Source organism: Pararobbsia alpina (assembly GCF_902859895.1).
Classification (GTDB): Bacteria; Pseudomonadota; Gammaproteobacteria; order Burkholderiales; family Burkholderiaceae; genus Pararobbsia; species Pararobbsia alpina.
Genome location: NZ_CADIKM010000026.1, coordinates 25,941 through 48,360 on the forward strand (window position 1 = coordinate 25,941; position 22,420 = coordinate 48,360).

Annotated in this window: 16 protein-coding genes and 1 riboswitch; of the genes, 8 read left to right on the forward strand and 8 right to left on the reverse strand. The window is 57.3% G+C overall.

The window, feature by feature from the left end; genetic code table 11:
- Window positions 1–172: 172 nt before the first annotated feature.
- The 3 genes from HV670_RS20845 to HV670_RS20855 form a co-directional block, all read right to left on the reverse strand.
- Window positions 173–2,608 carry a phage/plasmid primase, P4 family gene (locus tag HV670_RS20845; RefSeq protein ID WP_175106773.1) on the reverse strand — a complete coding sequence of 812 codons (2,436 nt, stop codon included), beginning with the start codon at window positions 2,606–2,608 and terminating at the stop codon, window positions 173–175.
- Between the two features lie 574 nt (window positions 2,609–3,182).
- Window positions 3,183–3,893, reverse strand: coding sequence for a hypothetical protein (locus tag HV670_RS20850; RefSeq protein ID WP_175106774.1), 711 nt, complete (start codon window positions 3,891–3,893; stop codon window positions 3,183–3,185).
- A 573-nt stretch (window positions 3,894–4,466) separates the two neighbouring features.
- The gene (locus tag HV670_RS20855) at window positions 4,467–5,033 is read right to left on the reverse strand and encodes a recombinase family protein (protein WP_175106775.1); all 567 of its coding nucleotides are present in this window, start codon (window positions 5,031–5,033) and stop codon (window positions 4,467–4,469) included.
- Window positions 5,034–5,304: 271 nt separating this feature from the next.
- Between HV670_RS20855 and HV670_RS20860 the strand changes: the two genes are divergently transcribed.
- The 3 genes from HV670_RS20860 to HV670_RS20870 are packed head-to-tail and all read left to right on the forward strand — an operon-like array spanning window position 5,305 to window position 10,358.
- The gene (locus HV670_RS20860; protein ID WP_175106776.1) at window positions 5,305–6,348 is read left to right on the forward strand and encodes a DNA-methyltransferase; all 1,044 of its coding nucleotides are present in this window, start codon (window positions 5,305–5,307) and stop codon (window positions 6,346–6,348) included.
- Window positions 6,349–6,370: 22 nt separating this feature from the next.
- The gene (locus HV670_RS20865; protein ID WP_175106777.1) at window positions 6,371–8,380 is read left to right on the forward strand and encodes an McrB family protein; all 2,010 of its coding nucleotides are present in this window, start codon (window positions 6,371–6,373) and stop codon (window positions 8,378–8,380) included.
- Window positions 8,381–8,432: 52 nt separating this feature from the next.
- Window positions 8,433–10,358 carry a DUF2357 domain-containing protein gene (locus tag HV670_RS20870; protein WP_217478479.1) on the forward strand — a complete coding sequence of 642 codons (1,926 nt, stop codon included), beginning with the start codon at window positions 8,433–8,435 and terminating at the stop codon, window positions 10,356–10,358.
- A gap of 808 nt (window positions 10,359–11,166) precedes the next feature.
- Here the strand turns inward: HV670_RS20870 and HV670_RS20875 are convergent.
- From HV670_RS20875 to HV670_RS20890, 4 genes are all read right to left on the reverse strand, one after another.
- Window positions 11,167–11,643 carry a hypothetical protein gene (locus HV670_RS20875; protein WP_217478480.1) on the reverse strand — a complete coding sequence of 159 codons (477 nt, stop codon included), beginning with the start codon at window positions 11,641–11,643 and terminating at the stop codon, window positions 11,167–11,169.
- 327 nt (window positions 11,644–11,970) lie between these two features.
- Complete coding sequence (locus tag HV670_RS20880; RefSeq protein ID WP_175106780.1) at window positions 11,971–12,429, reverse strand: YbjN domain-containing protein; 459 nt, start codon at window positions 12,427–12,429, stop codon at window positions 11,971–11,973.
- Window positions 12,430–12,511: 82 nt separating this feature from the next.
- Complete coding sequence (locus tag HV670_RS20885) at window positions 12,512–12,943, reverse strand: DUF3293 domain-containing protein (protein ID WP_246257765.1); 432 nt, start codon at window positions 12,941–12,943, stop codon at window positions 12,512–12,514.
- A gap of 27 nt (window positions 12,944–12,970) precedes the next feature.
- Window positions 12,971–13,076, reverse strand: a riboswitch (SAM-I-IV-variant riboswitch).
- A gap of 66 nt (window positions 13,077–13,142) precedes the next feature.
- Window positions 13,143–14,042 (reverse strand): tyrosine-type recombinase/integrase, encoded by a 900-nt coding sequence (locus HV670_RS20890; RefSeq protein WP_175106781.1) that lies wholly within the window; start codon window positions 14,040–14,042, stop codon window positions 13,143–13,145.
- 412 nt (window positions 14,043–14,454) lie between these two features.
- Here HV670_RS20890 and ychF point away from each other — a divergent pair, with 412 nt between their 5' ends.
- The 3 genes from ychF to HV670_RS20905 all read left to right on the forward strand — a co-directional run bounded on the left by ychF (window position 14,455) and on the right by HV670_RS20905 (window position 17,497).
- Window positions 14,455–15,549: a redox-regulated ATPase YchF gene (gene ychF / locus HV670_RS20895; RefSeq protein WP_175106782.1), complete on the forward strand. Its 1,095-nt coding sequence runs from the start codon at window positions 14,455–14,457 to the stop codon at window positions 15,547–15,549.
- Between the two features lie 63 nt (window positions 15,550–15,612).
- Window positions 15,613–16,881, forward strand: a complete 1,269-nt coding sequence (locus HV670_RS20900) for an ATP-binding protein (protein WP_175106783.1) — start codon at window positions 15,613–15,615, stop codon at window positions 16,879–16,881.
- Between the two features lie 73 nt (window positions 16,882–16,954).
- On the forward strand, window positions 16,955–17,497 hold the full coding sequence (locus HV670_RS20905; protein WP_175106784.1) for a cytochrome b: 543 nt from the start codon (window positions 16,955–16,957) through the stop codon (window positions 17,495–17,497).
- A 32-nt stretch (window positions 17,498–17,529) separates the two neighbouring features.
- On the opposite strand, the gene HV670_RS20910 is transcribed toward HV670_RS20905, so the two are convergent.
- On the reverse strand, window positions 17,530–18,867 hold the full coding sequence (locus tag HV670_RS20910) for an LLM class flavin-dependent oxidoreductase (protein ID WP_175106785.1): 1,338 nt from the start codon (window positions 18,865–18,867) through the stop codon (window positions 17,530–17,532).
- Window positions 18,868–19,285: 418 nt separating this feature from the next.
- Between HV670_RS20910 and ettA the strand changes: the two genes are divergently transcribed.
- Window positions 19,286–20,953: an energy-dependent translational throttle protein EttA gene (ettA, locus tag HV670_RS20915; RefSeq protein ID WP_175106786.1), complete on the forward strand. Its 1,668-nt coding sequence runs from the start codon at window positions 19,286–19,288 to the stop codon at window positions 20,951–20,953.
- A gap of 329 nt (window positions 20,954–21,282) precedes the next feature.
- Window positions 21,283–22,407 (forward strand): DUF748 domain-containing protein, encoded by a 1,125-nt coding sequence (locus HV670_RS20920; RefSeq protein WP_175106787.1) that lies wholly within the window; start codon window positions 21,283–21,285, stop codon window positions 22,405–22,407.
- Window positions 22,408–22,420 lie beyond the last annotated feature (13 nt).

The following is a 22,420-nucleotide window of genomic DNA, read 5'->3' on the forward strand; positions in this document are numbered from 1 at the left end:
AAGGCGCTGCCCTTCCCCTTCACCTGTAACGGCCTCACGCCGGAAAAAAAAGGCCCAGTGCTATCAGTGCTAATTCAACATCATTTTCAAGAATTTTTCTTATTGAATCGATATAGAAAAATTTATAAAAATAGACCTAAATCAGCACTGCCAGCACTGCCGGTTCCTGCGATCAGTTAAAAACCAGTTGTGCCGATGGGGAAACAAGCGGAACAACCGGCTGCGTGTTTGGGTGCCAGCCCAGCGAATCGGTCAAGGCCAAGCCCGGCCACCACGTCTTTCCATTAGATTTTCGTGGTTCGAAGCCGCGTTCACGGAGACGGCGACTCAATGTTTGTGAACTTGCGGCCTGAAAGCCGTTATCCATTGCCCATGACTTGTAGTTCGCATACAGCGCCGTTGACAGTGTTTCGCGAGAGACATCTTTAACCGTGCAGTCGGACAACCACTTGCCCGTGATGTCTTGGTCCTGCCGGTACCCATCAGTCGCATCAGTGATCGCATGCGGCGTGTCGGCCAATCCGCGCTTCTTCCACGCGAGACAGCCTTGCAGCATCCAGCCAAGAATGAGCGGTGCTTCAATTTTCAGCGTGGACAGAAGCTGCGGGTCACGTTGATCAGCCGTGAACGTCTTATTGAACGGAACCAGTCGGACACGCCGCCAGATTCCCGAATCAACGCCATTGATCCTTGGTTGGTGATTCCCGGCCATAATCAGCTTCAACATCGGCGTGAATTGAAGCTGCGCACCGTAATTTGCACGGACGGGCATTGTGTCACCGCCCACAAGACCCTTAACCAATGATTCAGCCATGCTGGCGTTGTCTTCAGTTTCGGAAGAAATTGCCAATCTCGCACCGATCAAAGGCACAAGATCAGGTGTAGCGGCACCGGCCTGTCGTCTCGTTGCGCAAAGTGTCTCCGGTGCAATCGCACGGGCATAGTCGCCCATAACGTGCTTCAGGGTCTCAATGAACACGGATTTTCCGTTCGCACCATGGCCGTAGCAGAAAAGAAAAAACTGCTCTTCTGTCGAACCCGTCAATAGGTACCCGCAAAACCGCTGAAGCCAGTCGATCATTTCGAGATCGTTGTCGAACACCTGCCTGAGAAATTGTATCCAGCGTATATCGTCGGTCGATGTTGCAATTGACGAGACGTTCAGCGACTTGGTGATGAGGTCTGTGGGCGTCGTCGGGCGTACTTCACCGGTATCGAGATCGATCATCTGTCTTGCGCCGTCAAACCCAATTTTTAGTATATCGGCATCGATGCAAGAAGACGGCAAGCGAATCTCTTCGAAGTCTTGCAGCAATGACACGGACGCCTTGATCGTCTTTTCCTTATGAGACTGTCTCGACCACTTCGCAAAGTGTTCGGCGTCCGTTAAATATTCACGAGCTTCGTTTAGGATCACCGTAGGTAACTTCATAGCCATTGCGCGGACCGAAGCGCCGTCCGTGTCCCACGTCCACGCTGTTCCGTCCCACTTCAGCCACTTTTTAACGTCGTAGACGTATCTCAACCGGTCGCCAACGAGATCAAGCATACGATACGCGTTGCCGAGTTCTGACAATGGGCGAGTGGTAGCCGTACCATCGCGGACGTCAGTTTTCGCCAGCGTCGGCACCGCAAAAAGCTCACGGATCGGCCCGGTCACTTCGGTAAACGGAAGCGCCATTGCACCGATTGCCGTACTGATCTGACTGCCAACCACATCGATTCCGTCACATTGGTGCAGGTCATTGAAATCGCCATGATCACGGCCATCGGCGAACGACGGATAGACAACCATCGAGTTATTAGCCACCGCCAGTGCCGCATTGGCAAACTTTGCACCCGCACCGGTTGAATCAAGATCACCTGCAACGACGAGACGCGAATTTGGATAACACAAGCGCAGGTTTTCGGCGACAGTTGCAATGTTGCTGCCGGAAAAACAGATGACCGTGGGGTGGCCCGTTGCCTGATGCAATGAACAACCGGTGGCCCAACCTTCGCACAAGATCAACCGCGAACCATCCTCGGGATCACCCAAGATCAGACGCCCGGACTTCATCTTGCCTTTGGCGAGAAACCTCTTGCTGCCGTCATCGGCAATGAACTGCAAACTCTGTAATGCATAGTCTGGGCCATACACGGGCAGTACCAGCCTGCCATCCGACGCCTGTCGTGCGCCGAAAGGCGTGACACTTTTGCGCGCCACATAAGGATGTGTCGCTTGTAGATCACTGCTTTCGGCCCACAACCGGCTGGCGGTTTGCATTGCTTCGGCCTGTTCTGCCGCACGTTCAACGTCTGCCTGTTGACGGGCCGCATCTGCTTTCGCCCAAGCAACCTGCCTTTCTTCATCGGTCGGCGGCGGTGCACCCGGATCGCGCTGCTGCCAGATGTAGGTAATGCCATTACGGTGATCGCCGAAGGCCGCACCAGTCCCATCGGGAAACAGCCTGCACCAACCGGCATCGTCGCTTTGCTTGTCGTTCGTGGGGAACCGGACAAACCGACCGCGTTCCAGCTTGCGCGTCGGGTAAAGCATTTGCGCTTCGGCGAACGCTTCATACAGGGATTGACAGAAGATTACATGTTTCTTTAACTGAAAAGACATGAGTTGTTGTACGCGGTGCTGCGTCTATAAATCAGCGGCCCCAGAAGTCCCGTTTACCGTTCACACGCAATGGCGTTGGATGACCTAAGCGCGTGGGTACAAAGCAGTCGGGGAAGCTGAATGATTTTCGATATGTTCCAGGACACCGCTTTGCAGTGATGGCAAAGCACAGCCAACGTTCGCACGAATGCAACGTAGGCTAAGTCAAGGAACTACTATTGGAATTCATATAGACGCGCAACCAGATGCGGTTGCTGCGTTGTGAGCGTTCAATAAAAATGCCGAACGTCACTCACATAAGGTCTTCTTGGGATGCTCAACATCTCCGTGAACGATTCGCTCCCTCAAGAAACGCTATTATAGCAAAAAGTGTCGCCACTGCCCACCGAAATGGTTGACAGTGCACGCCTTGTGTTGTATCGCGCCAACGTGAGTTACGTCGCCCGACTGAATTGACGACCGAAACAACGCTGGCCCGAGAGATTCCGTAATGCCGCGCCAAAGCACTCACCGTTTGGCCCGTCGCATACTTGCCCTTCATCTCTGACCGTCGGCTGTATGATCGCCACTGACATTACTGCATATCCCAATTTTTGAATGACTTCGGGGCTTGATGTTCGAGAAAGTCCGGCAGCCAGTCGTATGCTTGCCCACCTTGGTGTTCGACGACGAACTGATGCGACTGGGACGCGGGACAGGACGGAAACTGAATGCGCTGATTCCACGACATGTAGGACGAGTGGATGATGCCGCTCAGCAGGCAGAACCGCGTCGCAAAATTCATCGCGACAACCTTGAGATACTGTTTGGGTATCGGCGTGCGAAGTGCGACTATCAACTGATAGCTTCCGGTCGGATATTCGCTACAGAAGCAATGGCTGTGGGTGCTATACAGCCAGGATGCAAGCCCATCAACGCACGCGAGAATGTCTTTGGGTTGCGTGGAACCCCGGACTTTCTCGAACTTGAATGCGAGAAGGCTGCACTCTTGCGCGTGGTATGCGTGGAAATGACGTTGCGAGAACGTGAACGGTGAAAAGGTCGGACCGTCGTTCTTCTCTCTGATCTCTGGTGTGCGGCAGCGCATCGCCAATTCTTGGAACGATTCAGTCACGCGTTCCGGTACGGTCGTGGTTCTGTTCTTGAACCATGAGTACGTCACTGTGGAGCCGAATAGATCGTCGGCGCGATGATATACGTAGGAACCTTTTGCGGCGGGAGCACGCGTTGAAAGTTGAGTAGTTACTTGTTGCTGAGTTTTTTGGTTTTGATTGTTCAAATTCATTCTGAATGGCTGCATCTATATGCCAGCATTCCCTAAGGTCGTGCGTGCCACCCCACAAAGGCAGTGAATAGCCTGTGTGATACACGGCAACGTCGGGGACGCTGATTGGTTTTCGATCTGTTCCCGGACATCGCATTGCAACGACGGCGAAGCACAGCCAACATGCGCACGAAGGCGACACCGGCTAGGTCAGGGAACTGAAAATATAGACGCGCCAACCAGAACGATTGCCGCGATGTGAGCGCTCAAGAACTGAAAATTTCACTCCGCTCACTGAATGAATCGATGATTATACAGGACCTTGAAAGGATTGTCAACTACTTCACAAGCACGCCATTGTGCTATTCCAAAACAACATGGCAACGCGGTCCGTCGCTTGCATTGCCCGAGCGGTGTCGCACCCCAGCAACTGGCTGCGCCGCCACTCCTTCTCGCACCCGCATGATCGTCTGGCGGCTGGTCTTCATGTCTCGGCCCAACTGCGCCACGAATGTCCGGCCATTCAAGCGTTCTACCACCACGGCACGTTGTTCTTCCGTCAGGGCTGAAGGTCTGCCAAACACTTCCCTTCGGCTATGGATTCACGACAGCGAGAACGCTGGCCCGCGAAATCCCGTACTGCCGTGCCAAGGCACTCACCGTCTCACCCGACGCGTACTTCGTCTTCATCTCTTCACGTTTTGCGGGCGTGGTCTTGGACGGTCTACCGAGTACCTTACCTTCAGCCTTTGCACGTGCCAATCCGGCTTGCGTGCGCTCCACCAGCAGTGAACGCTCCATCTCCGCAACCGCAGACAGCATCGTGAGCATCAGCTTTCCGGCAGATGACGCGAGGTCCAGTTTCCCAAGTTGAAGCACGATGACCTCGATCTTGCGTTCGGCCAAGGTCCGCACCGTGCGCAACACGTCTTCGGCATCTCGGCCCAAACGGTCGAGACGAGAAACGACCAGCGTCTCGCAATCCCTGATCTTGTCCAACATGGCGACGAACTGCGGTCGCTGCGACGCGTGCGTCTTGCCGCTGATGCCCTCGTCCGTGAACCAGTAATCGACCTTGTAACCAGCATTCGCGATTTCCAGTCGCTGATTCTCGGTTGTCTGCTCCCGCGTGCTAACCCGGCCATACCCAAAGATCGCCATAGGCACCCTAACGTGTCGGAAAAGGGCGTCAGAATATCAGCATCTGTCAGAAACGGTCAACCCTATATTTCCAACAGTCTGACCGCTGCGATTTCATCACTGTTAGCAAACGGTGGTATTCCTGCGACGTCGTCGCCGACGTAACCCTCACCGCTGCTGCGCAACTCTTGGGACATTGCCGGACAGCCGCTGCGGCCGGAATATCAGGGCCTAGCGCCTGGTCCGAGATGTTAAAGTTGCGTGCCAATACTTGCTGGAACTGAGAAAGAAGATGGACGATACGGTAGCCGCCGCGAGGGAGCGCAAAACCCGCGAGACAAGCCCAAGCAAACCGAACGCTAAACCGAAAGCCGCGAAGGTGAATCCGAAGCCGCTCACTAAGGCGAACCCGAAGCCGCTCACTAAGGCGAATGCGGCCCTCGTCCCTACCGTTGCAACGCATGAAGCGTTCACCCACCCGGAATTACGCAAAGTTGCCTTCTACTCGGATGACCACGTTCTGATCCTGAACATGGATGTGCGCGAGGCCATGACGCACCTTGCGAAGGCGGGAGTCAGTGTCAACTGCATGGTGACCTCTCCGCCCTTTTATGGACAACGAGACTACGAAGTAGACGGGCAAATCGGGCTGGAAGAGCACCCGCGACAATTCATTGAGAACCTCGTCGAATCCTTTGAATCGGCTAGGCCGGTTCTAGCCGAAAACGGTAGCCTATGGGTAAATCTTGGGGACACTTATTGGAGCGGAAAAGGCGAGCACAGGAGCGGCGAGAGCAAACAAAGTGCTCGTCGGTTCGGTCTTCGTCCGCAAGACAAGACAGGCGATGGATTGCTGTGCAAGCCGAAGCAACTGTTGCTGATTCCCCATCGCTTCGCCATCGCGATGCAAGACAAAGACTGGCTGGTCCGCAATGACAACGTTTGGGTCAAGCCTAACCCAATCCCGGATCAGGTTCGGGACCGCTGCTCAATGTCGCATGAGTACATGTTCCATATGGTCAAGTCTCGATGGTATTACTTCGATAAGTCCGCAGTCGGGCGAAAGTCTGATTCGGGCAGCGTACTGCCGCCGCCTGACACTTGGGAAATTGCACCAGCGCGAAATAGTCACCAGCACAAGGCACGCTTTTCTGAAGAACTGGTGCGCATCCCAATCCTAGCTACGACGCCTCCGGGCGGCGTAGTGCTCGATCCGTTCGGAGGTAGTGGAACCAGCCTCGCGTTCGCCAGAAAAAACGGGTTTAGGGCGATTGGGATCGACATCAAGAAAGAGTTCTGTCAGTTGATGGTGGACCAACTTACTGACGGCGAATAAGACCCGCTCATAAGGGCATAACATGTCGAAGTTTCTCACTGCCGAGCGCCTGAAGGCGTCGGTCGAAGCGCTGTCTGACACCCAAGCTAAGGGGGCATTGCTCGACTTTCTGGTCGTCAAACGCACTATCGCCATCAAGGGGGCGGCCTCTGTTGCCATGGCGACGGGTGAGCCAGCTTTTGTTCAGGCCGCATGTGAACTAGCCTCTGTTCATAACACCGCGCGACCCGCCCCGACTGCGGTGAAGGAATACTTTGTCCCATTCACCGTCAACACTGACAAAGGCGGTTTTCGAAAAGGGAAATGGTTCTCGAATGGGACCGGCTCAACCATCGGCGGCACAAGTTGGGCTAACGTGATTAGCCTCTCATCAGACTCGCCTCGTCAGGCAAGTCTCGCCGAAGGGTATGACGCTCATCTTGCCGATCTCATGTTGAAAGAAGCAACGCGCGCGACTTCCAAACCCGCCCTGGGTGAATTGGCCGTTTGGACCTATCGTCACGCGGACATAGAACCGATACTCGGTTCGGAACCAAGTCCGCTTCAACGTGGGAAACTGCTTCAAGAGCGACTGATCGCCGACCTCGGACTGACCAACAACGAGATCGATGTGCTGTTCGACAAGCCCGAACTCGCTCTTGAGGACAGTGACCTTTCAACATCGGCGGCAGACCCAGCGAATTATTTGACCGGGCTGGCCGTGCTTGTTACCACTACCGCAGCCCCTGCTGGGGTGGACTGCTCCTTGGACTTGGTCGCAGCGCTTGCCGCCAAACCTTTTGTCATCCTCTCCGGCACATCCGGCACCGGAAAATCTCGATCATCTTTGCGCCTTGCGGAAGCTCTTCAATCTCACTACGCAGGATCGATCAACGGCCAGATTTTTCAACTTGTGCCGATTGGCCCTGACTGGACATCACCGAAAAAGCTATTGGGATACCGTACTCCATTTGGGCCGACGCGGAAGCGGGCTGACGGTTCGGAGACGAACGAAAGCTATGAAATCACGGAGACCCTGAGGATCATCCTTCGAGCGTGTCACAAAGACTCAACGAAGGTACCTCATTTCCTGATTTTTGACGAAATGAACCTTTCGCATGTCGAGCGTTACTTTGCGCCGTTTCTCTCTTTGATGGAGGCGTCAAATATTTTGGATGACGGAGAGAGTGCACCCATCGTGGACCGACAGGCCCTTGGCGTCATCAGCGAGATTCTCGATATTGAGGATAAAGGGTCGCCGGAGGCTGAGTCTGCCCGTTTATTGGTCGAACGGGACCAACCGTTGACTCTTCCGCCAAACCTTTTTTACGTCGGGACGGTCAACGTCGATGAAACGACGTACATGTTTTCCCCAAAGGTCCTGGATCGGGCGCACGTGTTGGAGGTTCATGCCATGAAGCCAAGCCAATATGTGGCGGGCGGTGCTTCAGGTCCGTGTATCGATTTGGCCCCTGCAAACGAACTGTTACGTGGCGCTATCGATGACCGAGAAGTGCGGACGGCAAACAATGCTGATCCCACGGCCATCATTGACTTGCTTGCTTCGAAACATGGCGTCAACCATGGGGAACTACAGGCGGCCAAAGCACTGACCTTGAACGCGCTAGACGGGTGCTTCCATCTCCTCAGCCCGACCGGGTTTGAGTTCGGTTTCCGAGTCGTTAAAGAGGTCTACGAGTACCTTCACGTCTGGATCAAAGCGCAGCTTGGGATGGGGCTGACACCCGCTGATGCGATGAAAACATGGAACGATGGTCTGGACCGCGCCATATTTCAGAAGGTTCTGCCGAAGATTCACGGCAATCGATCCGTCTTGGGAGACAGCCTAAAGGCGCTGGCGGCATTTCTCGACGGCGGTGACGGCAGCAGTGACCCCGCCGCTAAGTACACTTTGGGAGTAAACGCCGTGTTCCAGATTGCACCGGGCCAGGCGCTTCCCGTGTTGCCCCGCACGTTCAAGATCAGCTCGGCCAAACTGGACAGCATGCACTCGCGCCTAGTCACTCGAAACTACACGTCTTTCATCAAATAACATGTCGTTCGTTGCCCTACATCGAGCGAGGTTTGATCTTGGTTCCGGTGTCGTGCTGGACATCGAATCGGCACTCGGACAGGGCAGACCACTAGGCTCTTTTCAACCAATCCCCGGCTTGTTGGCTGCCGAGGAGGAATTGGATGCCGAAACCCTCGAATCAGGCGGCGTGCTGCCCATGTGCTGGCGAGAGACCAATCAGCTATTTGAACCCTTCCAGCTTCGAGAAGACAGTGACTATTTCATAGACATCACCGTCCCGCTTTCCTTGGCCGATGTTAAGCAACAGGCCACGATTCATCCCGCTTGGCCGTTCGATCAGCGCCTGACCAGCGCGTTCAAACGGGAACCCGTTCGGCGTTGGAGGGAGGTACTTGTCGCCGGTCGTGCACATACGATCATTACAGCGCAATTGCGCCTGCGTTCTCATGCTGGCGTAATTCATTTTGCTACACAATTCGGCGGATACCTGCGTGCCGAGGTCGTGTGTCGGAAGCTACGGTACTTCGACGAGTTCAAGCTGCTACTAGATAAATTAGCTGAAAAGGCAGCGGAATTACTACTCGCCTACGACAGCCCCGTATCGCTATCGTTTTCCGTCAGTGAGGATCAGGCAGAAACCGAAGCCGCCTTGCACTTTCTCATGCGACATGTGATGTCGTCGGGAAACTTGCCTGTGGCAGTCGAAGAAATTCTGGCAAACCCGCATGTTCGCCTTCTCGAACAGACCGAAGCGACCCCGGTTGAGGAACTGGAGGAGGCCGATCCCGAACTGATCGTTGACAGCATCGATCTGCACACACTCTCTCTTGGTGGTCCGTTGTCGCGCGTATTTCGGGGCTTTACCCCGACCGAACTTCCAAGGCGTGAGGCGTTTGAGTCGCATGACACGCCTGAGAATCGCTACGCCAAGGCATTTCTTGAACACTGCCGCCTAATCGCCCAGCGCCTAGAGAACCTTATGGCTCTGCGCCGACGCAGAGCAGCCGAACGGGAAGCGCGGGTATGGGGCAATCTATTGGATGAGTTGCTGCAATACGGACTGTGGCGCGAAGTGGGTCCGCTGGCTCAGGTTCCGACTAACTCGCAAGTCTTGTTGCGCAAGCGCGGCTATAAGGAGTTGTTTCGCTTCGACATCACACTACGCATGCGTCTTGCCCTAGCTTGGAAGCAGGGCGCGGAACTGGCTGATGGGCTGGTCGGCGATGTCCGACCGGTAAGCCACATCTACGAATACTGGTGTTTTTTCACGCTACGCGAAATTCTGTCAGAGATTTGCCCGCAAATCGGCGGCGGCGACTTCCTTACTGTGTCGAAGGATGGCTTGCGGATTCAACTGTCCAAAGGCCAACGCAGCGAGTGCAGGTTTGAGTTCGAATCCAAATCGGGCATCAAGGTCCACATCAGTCTTTTCTACAATAGGCGGTTCTCGCGGCCCAAGGCACCGCGAACTGATTGGTTTGGAAGCTACACCGCCTCGTTCGATCCTGATTTCAGCATAGTCGCCCGCATTCCGGGTCATCCTGCACATTGGTTTCATTTCGATGCCAAATATCGGCTTGATCGACAGGAAGCCGAGGACCTTTTCCAATCGTCTGGCGATCAGGGCGGGGGCGAGAGCGAGCCCGCCGCAGAAACAGATTATACGGTCGAACTATCGCGGGTTCACAAGCAAGACGACCTGTTCAAAATGCATACGTATCGCGACGGAATATTGGGTACGCGAGGAGCATATGTACTTTTCCCGGGTGACGGCGTTGGAGGGCAGGTACAAAACCCCAACCCCAACTTCTTCGTCCGGCACCCAAGTGCATTCGGTACAACGTCACCTCAAAGTGTGCCAAGCGTGGGAGCATTCCCTCTGGCACCGGAGCATTCAGGCACGCAGACAATGGCGGTGCGTGCCCTACTCTCGATGGCGTTTGAGGCAGTTGCATCAGGCTCAGGATACCGAGAAGAGGATGCATATTTCCCATAATCCCAATGCGCAAGTGATCGCGGACATCGAGTCCTTTACAACTGAACGCGGGACAGCCTCGCAGCACCAATGGTTGCGATTGCAACAACTCCGGCCAGTCGTGCGGACAGTCCCTGCAATACATCGGTACGGGTCGCAGTCCGATGGTCGAACAGTATTCAACCAATGGTCGGCAGTGAATCACTGGCCGATACGGTCACGACGCAAGGACTGAATGGTCAGCGGCACCATTCGGTCCACCGGTGCAACAGTGGTTCGGTAGCCCGCCTACCATTGCTATAGTGGCGCGGTACTGTTGATCGTCGGGACCAGCGTCACACATTACCATTGACATACCGAATATCAATTGTCTGTCGGCCATTGGTGGTACTACCGGACACTGCAATAGTGTGCTATCAGTCTGCCTACCATTGGTTCAATGGGTAGCTGCCGCCTGTCATTCACTAGTGGATCGTTCGCTACCACTGTCCGATGAACGGTAAGCCAGTGGCAGGTCCGCATCGCATTTCTGCCTATCAGTCGATGACAGTCACCAGAAGCGGTCCACCGGTCAATTAGTCTGCCGACATTGGTACACCGCCGTTACGCCTCCCGTCAGCAACGGTCATCACAGTGGTAGATGCCGCGTCGCCAGTCGATCCGTCAGCCTGCGGCGCGTTCATGACGAAGGCGGTACAGTCTTTCAGAAATAGGTCAGACCGGTTCTGCACGATAGTCGCCGCACTGTAGCCACGAAAGTGATTGCCTTGCGCTTCATCTAGAAATTTATGATATGCCCCTTAAAGTCACGGAACCTTCGAATCAACTTTCAATGATGCGCGTTTATACTAGCGGTGACTTCGTTAGTTACGGCCTGCGACTGCTGAACTGCCAGTGCCATACCTGACGGTTTATCGGTAGTGCCGCCCTGTGCCGAAACCCTTTCGCCCTGTGCTTCGGCGTTCTCCTGTTGTACTATTCGTATCGCTTCTTGTTCAGCTTGTGCCATTCTGTCGGCCTTTTCCTCCTCCGACCTTTCGTAAGCGTCCTTAGCTGCATTGTTAATGGTAGTTGCGTGGTCGTAAGCTTCCTGTGACACGAAGCCACCGGGACAATGACGATATGGGCACGGCTTGCCATCGAAATCAATCGGCGTCGCTATCTCGCGAGGATCATTGTTTGCCACAATTTGTTCTTTAATAGCCTTCATATGCGCCTTCGCGTCCAACGCCTTCTGTTCGGCGGGACTTGGTGCCGTTACTATCGAATACACCATGAATAAGAAGGCAACAAAAATCATAGCCAAGAATGCGCCGGGAAACGCCAACGCGAGTAACAGGCCACCCTCCCCGGACGTGAAATCCGAAGCTGAACCATATGCAGATACATTACGACCTACGCGTACTCTATATCGAATAGACATAATCTCCCCTTGGTTTGTTAACTTCGGTTGACTGCGTAAAAAATCGCGGACATCCTGACCCACGTTCTCGTATGCGAAGCATCGTGCCGCTTGGTCATTTCCCCCGCCAGTCGGGCAGCCCGTCACTCCGCGTTCGGGTCAACCGTGAACGTCACGGTCTCTCCTCCGCCCGTCAATACCGACGCTTCCGGCCACAATGTTCACGCGAGGTCAGTTGAGCAGATTTGCCGTGGGAGGGGTTCGACTTTCCTCGAAATCAATCAGGCCGCTCTCGTTCTGTGTATGCACTACGAAGTCGAGGAGTGACCCGAAACGTTGGACGATGGCTGCAAACTGTCCCGCGATCAGCCCGTGTCCATACGGCATGACGTATGTAACTGTGACATCTTCATCGTCGTCGAGCGTGAACGTCGCCAGAAAGATCGATGCGTTCAGTCGGTGCTCAAGTTCACGTTTTTTGGCGGTGGGTTCGTCACTACGCAATGGCAGGTAGGTACTCAGTCGAATGAATTGAGGCGAATCGTGAAGCGTGACGGAATAGCCGATACCCGCACCGGTACGCAGTGAAATTTGATTGTCTTCAACGCCTTGAACAACAAAGCCGCTATTGCTCAGATGCTCGGACAGTACTTCAATTGACACTTCTTCTTCTTTCCACACTGGTGTCATGGCATTTTCCGTTCGTGAAGGAAGCGTTCGCAGGAGCGACTCGCGACATAAAAGATAGATGCTCGGCCGGTCGTGCGGTGAACTACCGCAGAAGTACTAACTGCGGCACAGCATCATCACCCGACCATACAATCGCGTTCTGTGCAAATTGCTTTCCGATTGCCTTGGCATTTTCCAACGACACACCAAGCACCAAAAAGCTTTCCTCCGCAGGCCAGCCGTTGGAAGGAAGCTCGCCGATACCTTCAATGAAGATCAGGCCGCGCTGCGCTAGATCATTAGCCAATGCCTGCTGACGATGAACGTTGGACGCAACGTCAGCATCCTGCCTGCTGAACGGGTTGCAGGCGGTGATAAAGGCGCTGCACGTAACACCGGCAGCCTTATGCAATGCTGCCAGCGGCTGGTTGGCTTCACCGACAATCAACATCGTGGGCGCGTTGCCCAATACGCGATAGTGGGTCTCCCGATACGCTTGAATGGTATCGCGAGGAATGGCTGTGGCTGAAGACAAAAACCCTCCGTATAAGGAGGGTCGGTGCTTTACCCGCTTGGTTGCTCCTCAATGAGCCACATCCGCTTTCGCGATCCACCTTGCCCGGGAAGGCAGGTTGGCTTGGGCACCGACCCAATTCAGAATGTCCGCCGATTGGAACACAGGTGGTCAGCGTGCGTCAAGCGTCTGGACGCCGCATGCAGGCATTGTCGGAAGATCAATCTGACAAGTTGTAAATTGACTGTCCGGCACGCGACATGATTACGGTCTGAATGCTTTTTAGCGACTCCGCAACATCTTTGGCGTTGAGGCTGACGTAGTGACGGTGCAGTACGTCGCCGCGCTTCGGTGCGTGTCCCAGAATCCGTCGCAAGATGGCGTCTCCAATCGCCAACCGTGCGCCGACGCTTGCGAGAAGTTTTCTCAGATCATGGAGTGTGAATTCTGGCGCTCCCGACCGCTTCGCCATCTCCGTTACATGATCGGCTGAAAGCCCATCGAACAATTGATGTTCCGGCCTCAGTCCCGCGCAACGCCGATCTAAGACTTGGCGCATCTGTATGGTGATCGGCAACGAGTGCGGCCTCTTCCCTTTCGTCTCCGGGATCGTGAGTACGCCGCTGGCGAAGTCAACATCGCAACATCGGACGGCACGGCCCTCATTTTTCCGAAGTCCCGTGAGCGCGATCAGGCGTAGATAGTCGCCCTGTTTTTCGGTAAGGCAATCGACCGCATTCCACCATGCGAGAAGGTCGCTCTCATCAAGGTTTCTCGCACGCGGTTGCGGTCGATCAGGCATCAGACCCGCAGCACTCAGGCGGAGAAAAGGGCTTTCAATGCTGACGCCGTGGACCGCGAAGAGATACTTGATGATCGAACCAACAATCCCGCGACCTAGATCGACTATTGCAGCGCCCCTCGTCTGGGCGAACGCATAGCAGTGATCGCCGAATGCCGGTTCCTTCAAGGCTGAAACCGGTCTGTCAAACCAGTCGGCGAAATGCGTTTTCAGGAGTGACTCGTATCGCGCCAAGCTGGACGCCTTCACCTTCTTCGCCTTCGCGTATTCCGGCAGCACCTGCCGAAGGGTCGGCAACTGCGCCCGAACGGGTACCACGATGTATTCCCCGGACCGGCACCGGCGAAGTATCGGCAGTGCCAATTCGCGGGCTTCGTCAACTGTAATCAGCGGCCATCGCCCGAGAGTGACCCGTATTTGCCGTCCGCCAACACTAGTCGCAACGACGAACGTATTGGTACGCGCTCCAATTCTGAGACAAAGACCGCAGAGCGTTCGGTCTCTCACCGTAGCCCCGACCTTGCCCAGACCCTTGCGAATCAGGGCATCCGAAAGAGTTACAATCGCCATTTTCGTGTACAAAACTCGCACAAAATCGTTGAGCCAACGCCCCGATTCGTGCCGTTTGTCACTTTCCCGAATTCACCTTGCGGCTGTCGCATTCCGACTATCGCCGGATACAGTGCAACACTCTGAACAGTCGCAAATCAATGATTTATAAGGTTTTCCCATGAGTCTCAAATGCGGCATCGTCGGCCTGCCGAACGTGGGCAAGTCCACGCTATTCAACGCGCTGACCAAGGCCGGCATTGCCGCCGAGAACTATCCGTTCTGCACCATCGAGCCGAACGTCGGCGTCGTCGAAGTGCCGGACTCGCGCCTGGGCAAGATCTCCGAGATCGTCAAGCCCGAGCGCATCGTGCCGGCCGTGGTCGAGTTCGTCGACATCGCCGGGCTGGTGGCGGGTGCCTCGAAGGGTGAGGGCCTGGGCAACCAGTTCCTTGCGAACATCCGCGAAACCGACGCGATCACCCATGTCGTGCGCTGCTTTACCGACGACAACGTGATCCACGTGTCCGGCAAAGTCGATCCCCTCTCCGATATCGAGGTGATCAACACCGAACTCGCCCTCGCCGACCTCGCGACCGTCGAAAAGGCGCTGTCGCGCTACACCAAGGCCGCCAAGTCGGGCAACGACAAGGAAGCCGCGAAACTCGTCGCCGTGCTCGACAAAGTGCAGAAGCAGCTCGACCAGGCCAAGCCCGTGCGCGCGCTCGACCTCAACGAGGACGAGCTGGCCGTGATCAAGCCCTTCTGCCTGATCACCGCCAAGCCGACCATGTACGTCGCAAACGTGAAGGACGATGGCTTCAAGGACAATCCTTACCTTGAGGCAGTTGAAAAGCACGCCGCTGCCGAGAAAGCGCCGGTCGTCGCCGTCTGCGCGGCCATCGAAGCCGAAATTGGCGATCTCTCCGACGAAGACAAGGCCGTGTTCCTCGCCGACATGGGCATGGAAGAGCCGGGCCTCGATCGCGTGATCCGCGCCGGCTTCCGCCTGCTCGGTCTGCAGACCTACTTCACGGCCGGCGTGAAGGAAGTGCGCGCGTGGACGATCCATGTCGGCGACACCGCGCCGCAGGCAGCGGGCGTGATCCACACCGATTTCGAACGCGGCTTCATCCGTGCGCAGACCATTGCTTATGACGACTTCATCGCAAACAAGGGCGAAGCCGGCGCGAAGGAAGCCGGCAAGATGCGCGCGGAAGGCAAGGAGTACGTCGTCAAGGACGGCGATGTGATGAACTTCCTGTTCAACGTCTAGGACGCAGTCGGCTCGGACGATTTCGAACGCTTCGCCCTCCCTTGCAGGCACGAGAGATTTGCCATGTTCGACAACATTGCCGACTTGACCGAAAAGATCCGTCTTGGCGAGGATTCTTTCTTGGAACTGAAGGAAGTTCGCTTATCGGGAAGCCGCGTTTCGGCGCCTCGTCGCGACTCGCTGGCGGACGAGCTCGCGGCGTTCGCCAACAGCCGCGGAGGCGTATGCGTTTTGGGGGTGGCCGACAATCGCGAGGTGGTTGGCATCGCCCTCGATCAGCTCGACAGTGTCGAGGACTTCATCCGCGAACTTTGCATTTCAGCGATCACGCCGCCCTTGGCTCCTGTCATCGAGCGCCTGAGTCTTCCGAGCAACACTGGTGCGATGCTTCCGGTCATTAAGGTCGAGGTGCCGAGTAGCTTGTTCGTGCACAGGAGCCCGGGCGGCTACCTTCATCGGGTCGGGAGCGCCAAGCGAGAGATGGCGCCGGACTACCTTGCGCGGTTGTTCCAGCAACGCAGTCAGGCACGCATTATTCGTTTCGACGAACAGCCCGTGCCGGGGGTCACGCTCGACGATTTGTCTCCCGAACTCTGGCAGCGCTTCCGCAGTCCTCGACTGACCGAACGCCGCGAAGTCCTTCTCGACAAGCTGGCGATGGCCCGGCCCGACACAGATGGCATACTTCGTCCGACCGTTGCCGGCGTCCTAATGGCAAGTCGCGACCCTCGCCGCTGGCTGCCCAATGCCTTTATACAGGCCGTGGCCTACCGGGGAACTGAAATTCTGCCGCACGCCGGGCAGCACTATCAGATCGATGCACGAGACATCACGGGCCCGTTGGATCAACAAGTGCTGGAGGCCTGCCACTTTGTCGGAAGGAATATGCGAGTGGAAGCCATCAAGCAGATGGGCCGGCGCGATCTTCCACAATTCGACCTGACCGCCGTGTTCGAAGCCATGGTCAACGCAGTCGCGCACCGCGACTACTCGATCTACGGCGCGAAGATCCGCCTGCGTCTTTTTTCTGACCGGCTCGAACTCTATTCGCCAGGGGCAATTCCGAACACGATGACGGTCGAGAGCCTCCCCTATCGCCAGGCCGCCAGGAACGAAGCCATCACCAGCCTGTTGGCCCAATGTCCAATCCCCGAGGATGAACAGATCCTCACTGATCGAAACGCCATGATGGACAAGCGTGGCGAAGGCGTGCGAGTCATCCTGGACAGCAGCGAACGCCTGTCCGGAAAACACGCCTATTACCGATTGATCGACGAGTCGGAATTGTTGTTGGTCATTCCGGCCGCGTCGTTTTCCGAAGCTCCCGATTGATCGTTCGCTGAACGTACCCCGGCACAAGCGTCGAGTTACTCACAATAAAAAGAAGCACCTCGAGGAAAATCCAATGCGTCCGTCCGCTGACCGGCGAGGCTATTCGAAACCCGCGATCCTCTTTCACTGGGCGATCGTCATTCTGATCGCCATCGCCTTTCTGGCCATCGAGATACGAGGTCCGAAAGGGTCGGAGAGTCGCCTGATCTGGACCAATGTCCACTTCTGGGCCGGCTCCCTGATCCTGACCCTTTCCGTACTTCGCCTGCTCTACCGCCTGTGGCACGGAACACCGCCCGAGGTCGAGGAAGCACGTGTACTGACCTTCCTGGCCCGGCTCGTGCACCTCTCGCTCTACGTCTTCACGATCGCCCAACCCTTGCTGGGCATCCTGATGATCAACGCGGGCGGCCATCCCTTGAGCCTCGCCGGTACCAACCTGAACATCCAGTTGGTCGGCGCTGCCCCCCTCGCCCACAAAGTCCTCGAGGACACACACGTGTTCATCGGCAACGCCTTCTACTGGATCATCGGCCTGCATGCATTCGCCGCGATCGGACATCACATCCTGTTCAAGGACAACACCCTGCGACGCATGCTCGGCACCATGAGGTAAAGGCATCTCATGCCCGCTCGGCACCGAACCGGTTACTTCTGCCCGTCCTCGAAGAACCGGTTCGCGGGCCGCGCGAGGCCAAGATGATCGCGCAGCGTGCTTCCTTCATATTCCTTCCTGAAGATCCCGCGCCGCTGCAACTCCGGTACCACCCGGTCGACGAAATCATCGAGCCCACCCGGCAGCCACGGAAACATCACATTGAAGCCGTCCGAGCCCTCTTCGACGAGCCATTGCTCCATTTCGTCCGCAATCGAAGCCGGCGTCCCGACGAATGCGAGACCCGCATAGCTGCCCGCTTTCTGCGCGAGCTGCCGGATCGTCAGATTCCCCGCTCGCGCAAGATCGACCAGACGCTCGCGCTGACTCTTGCCCGCATTCGTCTCCGGAATCTCCGGCAAAGGCCCGTCCGGATCAAAGCCCGACACATCGTAGTCGAGCATGCTGTTCAGCGAGCCGATGCCACTTTCGTAATGAACCAGACCATCTAGAAGCGCCCGCCGTTCACGCGCCTGCTCCATCGTATCGCCGACCACCACGAACGCCGCCGGCAGGATCTTCAGCGACCCGGGATCGCGGCCGATCTTGTGCATGCGCTGCTTGATATCCGCGTAGAAACGCTTGCCGATCTCGAGCGAGCCCGTCGCCGCGAAGATCACCTCCGCTGTCTCCGCCGCCAGCTGACGTCCCGGCTCCGAGCTTCCCGCCTGCACGATCACCGGCCAGCCCTGCACCGGCCGCGCGATATTGAGCGGCCCGCGCACCGACAGGCTTGGCCCCTTGTGATCGAGCACATGCATGCGTGCCGGGTCGAAGTAGATCCCCTTGTCCACGTCGCGCACGAAGGCGTCGTCCGCGAAGCTGTCCCACAGCCCCGTCACGACGTCATAGAACTCCCGCGCCCGGACATAGCGCGCATCGTGATCCATCTGGCTCTCGTAGCCGAAATTCAATGCGGCGTCCGGGTTCGCCGTCGTCACGATATTCCAGCCCGCGCGGCCTGCGCTGATGTGATCGAGCGAGGCAAAACGGCGCGCGATGTGATACGGCTCGTCGAACGTCGTGGATGCTGTCGCGACCAGGCCGATCCTTTCCGTGGCTCCGGCGAGCGCCGAGAGCAGCGTGAACGGTTCAAAAGACGTGACCGTGTGACTGCGCTTGAGCGCATCGACCGGCATGTTCAGCACAGCCAGATGGTCCGCCATGAAAAACGCATCGAACTTTGCTGCCTCGAGTCGGCGCGCAAAATCGCGCAAGTGCCCGAAACTGAAGTTGGCGTCCGGAAAAGCCCCAGGGTACCGCCATGCCCCCGTATGAATACTGACAGGGCGCATGAACGCTCCAAGATGCAGGCGGCGAGAAGATTCCATCAATGGTCCTTTGAGGGGATATCGAAGCGAGAAGGAGGCTCATAACGATCCGCACGAGAAACCGTCTACGAGATCGAGCCTTGACGACTAACTTACCCGATTCGCGCAATGCCTGCCGCACACTGCAAAACCGCGACCACAAACACAAAGCCCCGAGCCCCCACCCAAACCCAGCCCACATGGCATTGACCACGCGGAACAGGACCGAGTGGGCGGACGGAGCGGGGCCGGTCGCACGCAGCGTGTTCCGCGGAGAGCGAGCGGCCTCGCTCTGGCCGCCTGGCTGGACATGGGAGGAGCAGCGAAGACCGTCCAACCGCGCCCCCAAATGAACCCCGACCCAAACCAACCGTTTCCCGCCCCACCCCTCACTCGCGCTAAACTTCGCCCACTTCCGACTTCCTCGCATCCTTGACCCATGGCTCAATACGTCTTCACGATGAACCGGGTCGGCAAAATCGTGCCGCCCAAGCGTCAGATCCTCAAAGACATCTCCCTGTCCTTCTTCCCTGGCGCGAAGATAGGCGTGCTCGGCCTCAACGGCTCCGGCAAGTCCACCGTGCTCAAGATCATGGCCGGCCTCGACAAGGAGATCGAGGGCGAGGCCTTGCCCATGCCGAACCTCAACATCGGCTACCTGCCCCAGGAACCCCAGCTCGACCCCGAGCAGACCGTTCGTGAAGCCGTTGAAACCGGCCTTGGCGAAGTCTTCGAAGCCCAGAAGAAACTCGAGGAAATCTACGCCGCCTACGCCGAACCCGACGCCGACTTCGATGCCCTGGCCGCCGAACAGGCCCGCTACGAAGCCATCATCGCCACGACCGAAGGCGGCAGCGCCGAACAACAGCTCGAAATCGCAGCCGACGCATTACGCCTGCCCGCCTGGGACGCCCGCATCGGCAACCTGTCCGGCGGCGAAAAACGCCGCGTCGCACTGTGCCGCCTGCTGCTGTCCAAACCCGACATGCTGCTGCTCGACGAACCCACCAACCACCTCGACGCAGAATCCGTCGACTGGCTCGAACAGTTCCTCACCCGCTTCCCCGGCACCGTCGTCGCCGTCACCCACGACCGCTACTTCCTCGACAACGCCGCCGAGTGGATCCTCGAACTCGACCGCGGCCATGGCATCCCATGGAAGGGCAACTACAGCAGCTGGCTCGACCAGAAGGAAACCCGCCTCAAACAGGAAGAATCCAGCGAGTCCGCTCGCCAGAAAGCCCTCAAGCAGGAACTCGAGTGGGTCCGCCAGAACCCCAAGGGCCGTCAGGCAAAATCCAAGGCCCGACTCGCCCGCTTCGAGGAAATGAGCAGCGCCGATTACCAGAAGCGCAACGAAACACAGGAAATCTTCATTCCCATCGGCGATCGCCTCGGCAATGAAGTCATCACATTCGAGAACGTCACCAAGAGCTACGGCGACCGCCTGCTCATCGACGACCTGTCCTTCTCGCTGCCCCCCGGCGCCATCGTCGGTATCATCGGCCCCAATGGCGCAGGCAAGTCGACCCTGTTCCGCATGCTGACCGGGAAAGAGACGCCCGACAGCGGCACCATCAAGATCGGCCCCACCGTCAAGATGGCCTACGTCGACCAGAGCCGCGACGCACTCGAAAGCAACAAGACCGTCTTCGAAGAAATCTCGGGCGGCGCCGATGTGCTCACCGTCGGTAAATACGAAACACCCTCGCGCGCCTATATCGGCCGCTTCAACTTCAAGGGCGGCGATCAGCAGAAAGTCGTCGGCAACCTGTCCGGTGGCGAGCGCGGCCGGCTTCACCTTGCCAAGACCCTGATCGCGGGCGGCAACCTGCTCCTGCTCGACGAACCGTCAAACGACCTCGACGTCGAAACCCTGCGCGCGCTCGAAGACGCCCTGCTCGAATTCGCAGGCTGCGTCATGGTGATCTCCCACGATCGCTGGTTCCTCGACCGCATCGCGACCCATATCCTCGCCTTCGAAGGCGAATCCCAAGTCGTCTTCTTCAACGGCAATTATCAGGAATATGAGGCCGACAAGCGCAAGCGCCTCGGCGAGGAAGGCGCCAAACCCAAGCGCCTGCGCTACAAGCCGATCGTCCGCTAGTACCGGCGAACAGCGACCCGGCAGTCATCGACAGGAAACCGGCTCACGGCGCTGCATCGATGACGGCCCTTCGCCGCGAGGGCGACGGCGAGGCCGCTGTGAGGGTGAGAGGGTAAGCGGGATCGAAGCGCATCAAGGGCCACGGCTCGCGCGACAAGCCCTTGCGCAGCGCACCCCGACACCGTCAACCGCTGTCCCGACATCATCCGGGTCCGCAATTTGCACAGATGTTTGAACAGCCGGAGTCGCCCGCAGCTTCGTTTCACTGCGGCGGCCCGGATTTCAACCATTCCGGCGCCGTCCATTGGCTGCGCGCACAGGAGCACCCGATGAGAGCCCAGCCGCGAGGCAAGCGTATTGCAGTCATCGTGCTGAGTATCGTCGTCCTTCTCGGGCTTGCCGTCCTCATCGCAATGCGCTGGGCCGCCGGCGAGATCAAGGGACGCATCGTCGAAGTGCTCGGCCCGAACGGCAGCGCCGAACAGATCGACGTCGGCCTGTACACCGTCCATCTGCGCAACGTCCGTCTCGGTGCGCCAGCCGGCTGGCCCGCCGCCGACTCGCTGCGCGCCGCGACCATTGACATCATCCCCGACTGGCCCGCCTGGTTCTCACACCGCCTCCACCTGAAGTCCGTCGTCGTCGACCAGTACTACCAGTCCGTATGGCGCACCACCAACGGCCAGCTCGGGATTCTTCCTGGCATCAGGGACAATCTCACCCGGATGACGCAGGCGCACGACGCCGACCAGGGACCGTCCGACCAGCCCCGGCACAAGACCATTGTCCAGATCGATCGCATCGAATTCCGTCAGGGTCAGTTCGACTTCTTCGACGAAAAAATCGCCAAGCCGCCCTACACCGTCCACATGAGCAACTTTAACGCGACGATCGTCAACCTGCAGTTCCCCGCGTTGACCGATCGCTCGATCATCCAGATCAACGCTGACCTGGGCGGCGGCAAGATGGCGCTCGATGGCTGGATGGAATTTGCGACACGCGATTCGCAGATCGGCCTCACCTTGAGCGGAGTCGAGGCGAAAACCCTTCAACCTTATCTGCTGAAGGGGCAGAAGGTCGCGATCGCATCCGGCACGATTGACCTGACCTTGAACTGGACCGTGCAGAACGGCCGGTTGAACGCGCCCGGCAAAATCACGCTCAACCACTTGCAGGTTGCGAACAAGACCGCCGGCCCGCTCGGTGAACTCGAGACCCTTCCGAAGAAAGCCGCCGTCGAAGCACTGAAAGACGACAACGACCGGATCGACCTGAATTTCGTGCTGAGCGGCGACCTCAACGATCCGAAATTCTCGATCGACGAAGATCTGTCAAAGCGCATCGGCGCAGGCGTGGCCAAGGCACTCGGCGTGACGGTCGAGGGAGTCGGCAAAGGCGCGGGCGATGCCGCCAAGGGCATCGGCAACGCGCTCAAGAGCTTGATCGGGCAATAGCACGCCGACCCGC

Bases quoted from the DNA above. Each gene is read 5' to 3' on its own strand.
- HV670_RS20855 (WP_175106775.1), bottom strand. From the start codon at position 5,033: ATGGCGATCTTTGGGTATGGCCGGGTTAGCACGCGGGAGCAGACAACC.
- HV670_RS20920 (WP_175106787.1), top strand. From the start codon at position 21,283: ATGAGAGCCCAGCCGCGAGGCAAGCGTATTGCAGTCATCGTGCTGAGT.
- HV670_RS20860 (WP_175106776.1), top strand. From the start codon at position 5,305: ATGGACGATACGGTAGCCGCCGCGAGGGAGCGCAAAACCCGCGAGACA.
- HV670_RS20905 (WP_175106784.1), top strand. From the start codon at position 16,955: ATGCGTCCGTCCGCTGACCGGCGAGGCTATTCGAAACCCGCGATCCTC.
- ettA (WP_175106786.1), top strand. From the start codon at position 19,286: ATGGCTCAATACGTCTTCACGATGAACCGGGTCGGCAAAATCGTGCCG.
- HV670_RS20845 (WP_175106773.1), bottom strand. From the start codon at position 2,608: ATGTCTTTTCAGTTAAAGAAACATGTAATCTTCTGTCAATCCCTGTAT.
- HV670_RS20910 (WP_175106785.1), bottom strand. From the start codon at position 18,867: ATGGAATCTTCTCGCCGCCTGCATCTTGGAGCGTTCATGCGCCCTGTC.
- ychF (WP_175106782.1), top strand. From the start codon at position 14,455: ATGAGTCTCAAATGCGGCATCGTCGGCCTGCCGAACGTGGGCAAGTCC.
- HV670_RS20900 (WP_175106783.1), top strand. From the start codon at position 15,613: ATGTTCGACAACATTGCCGACTTGACCGAAAAGATCCGTCTTGGCGAG.
- HV670_RS20880 (WP_175106780.1), bottom strand. From the start codon at position 12,429: ATGACACCAGTGTGGAAAGAAGAAGAAGTGTCAATTGAAGTACTGTCC.
- HV670_RS20850 (WP_175106774.1), bottom strand. From the start codon at position 3,893: ATGAATTTGAACAATCAAAACCAAAAAACTCAGCAACAAGTAACTACT.
- HV670_RS20865 (WP_175106777.1), top strand. From the start codon at position 6,371: ATGTCGAAGTTTCTCACTGCCGAGCGCCTGAAGGCGTCGGTCGAAGCG.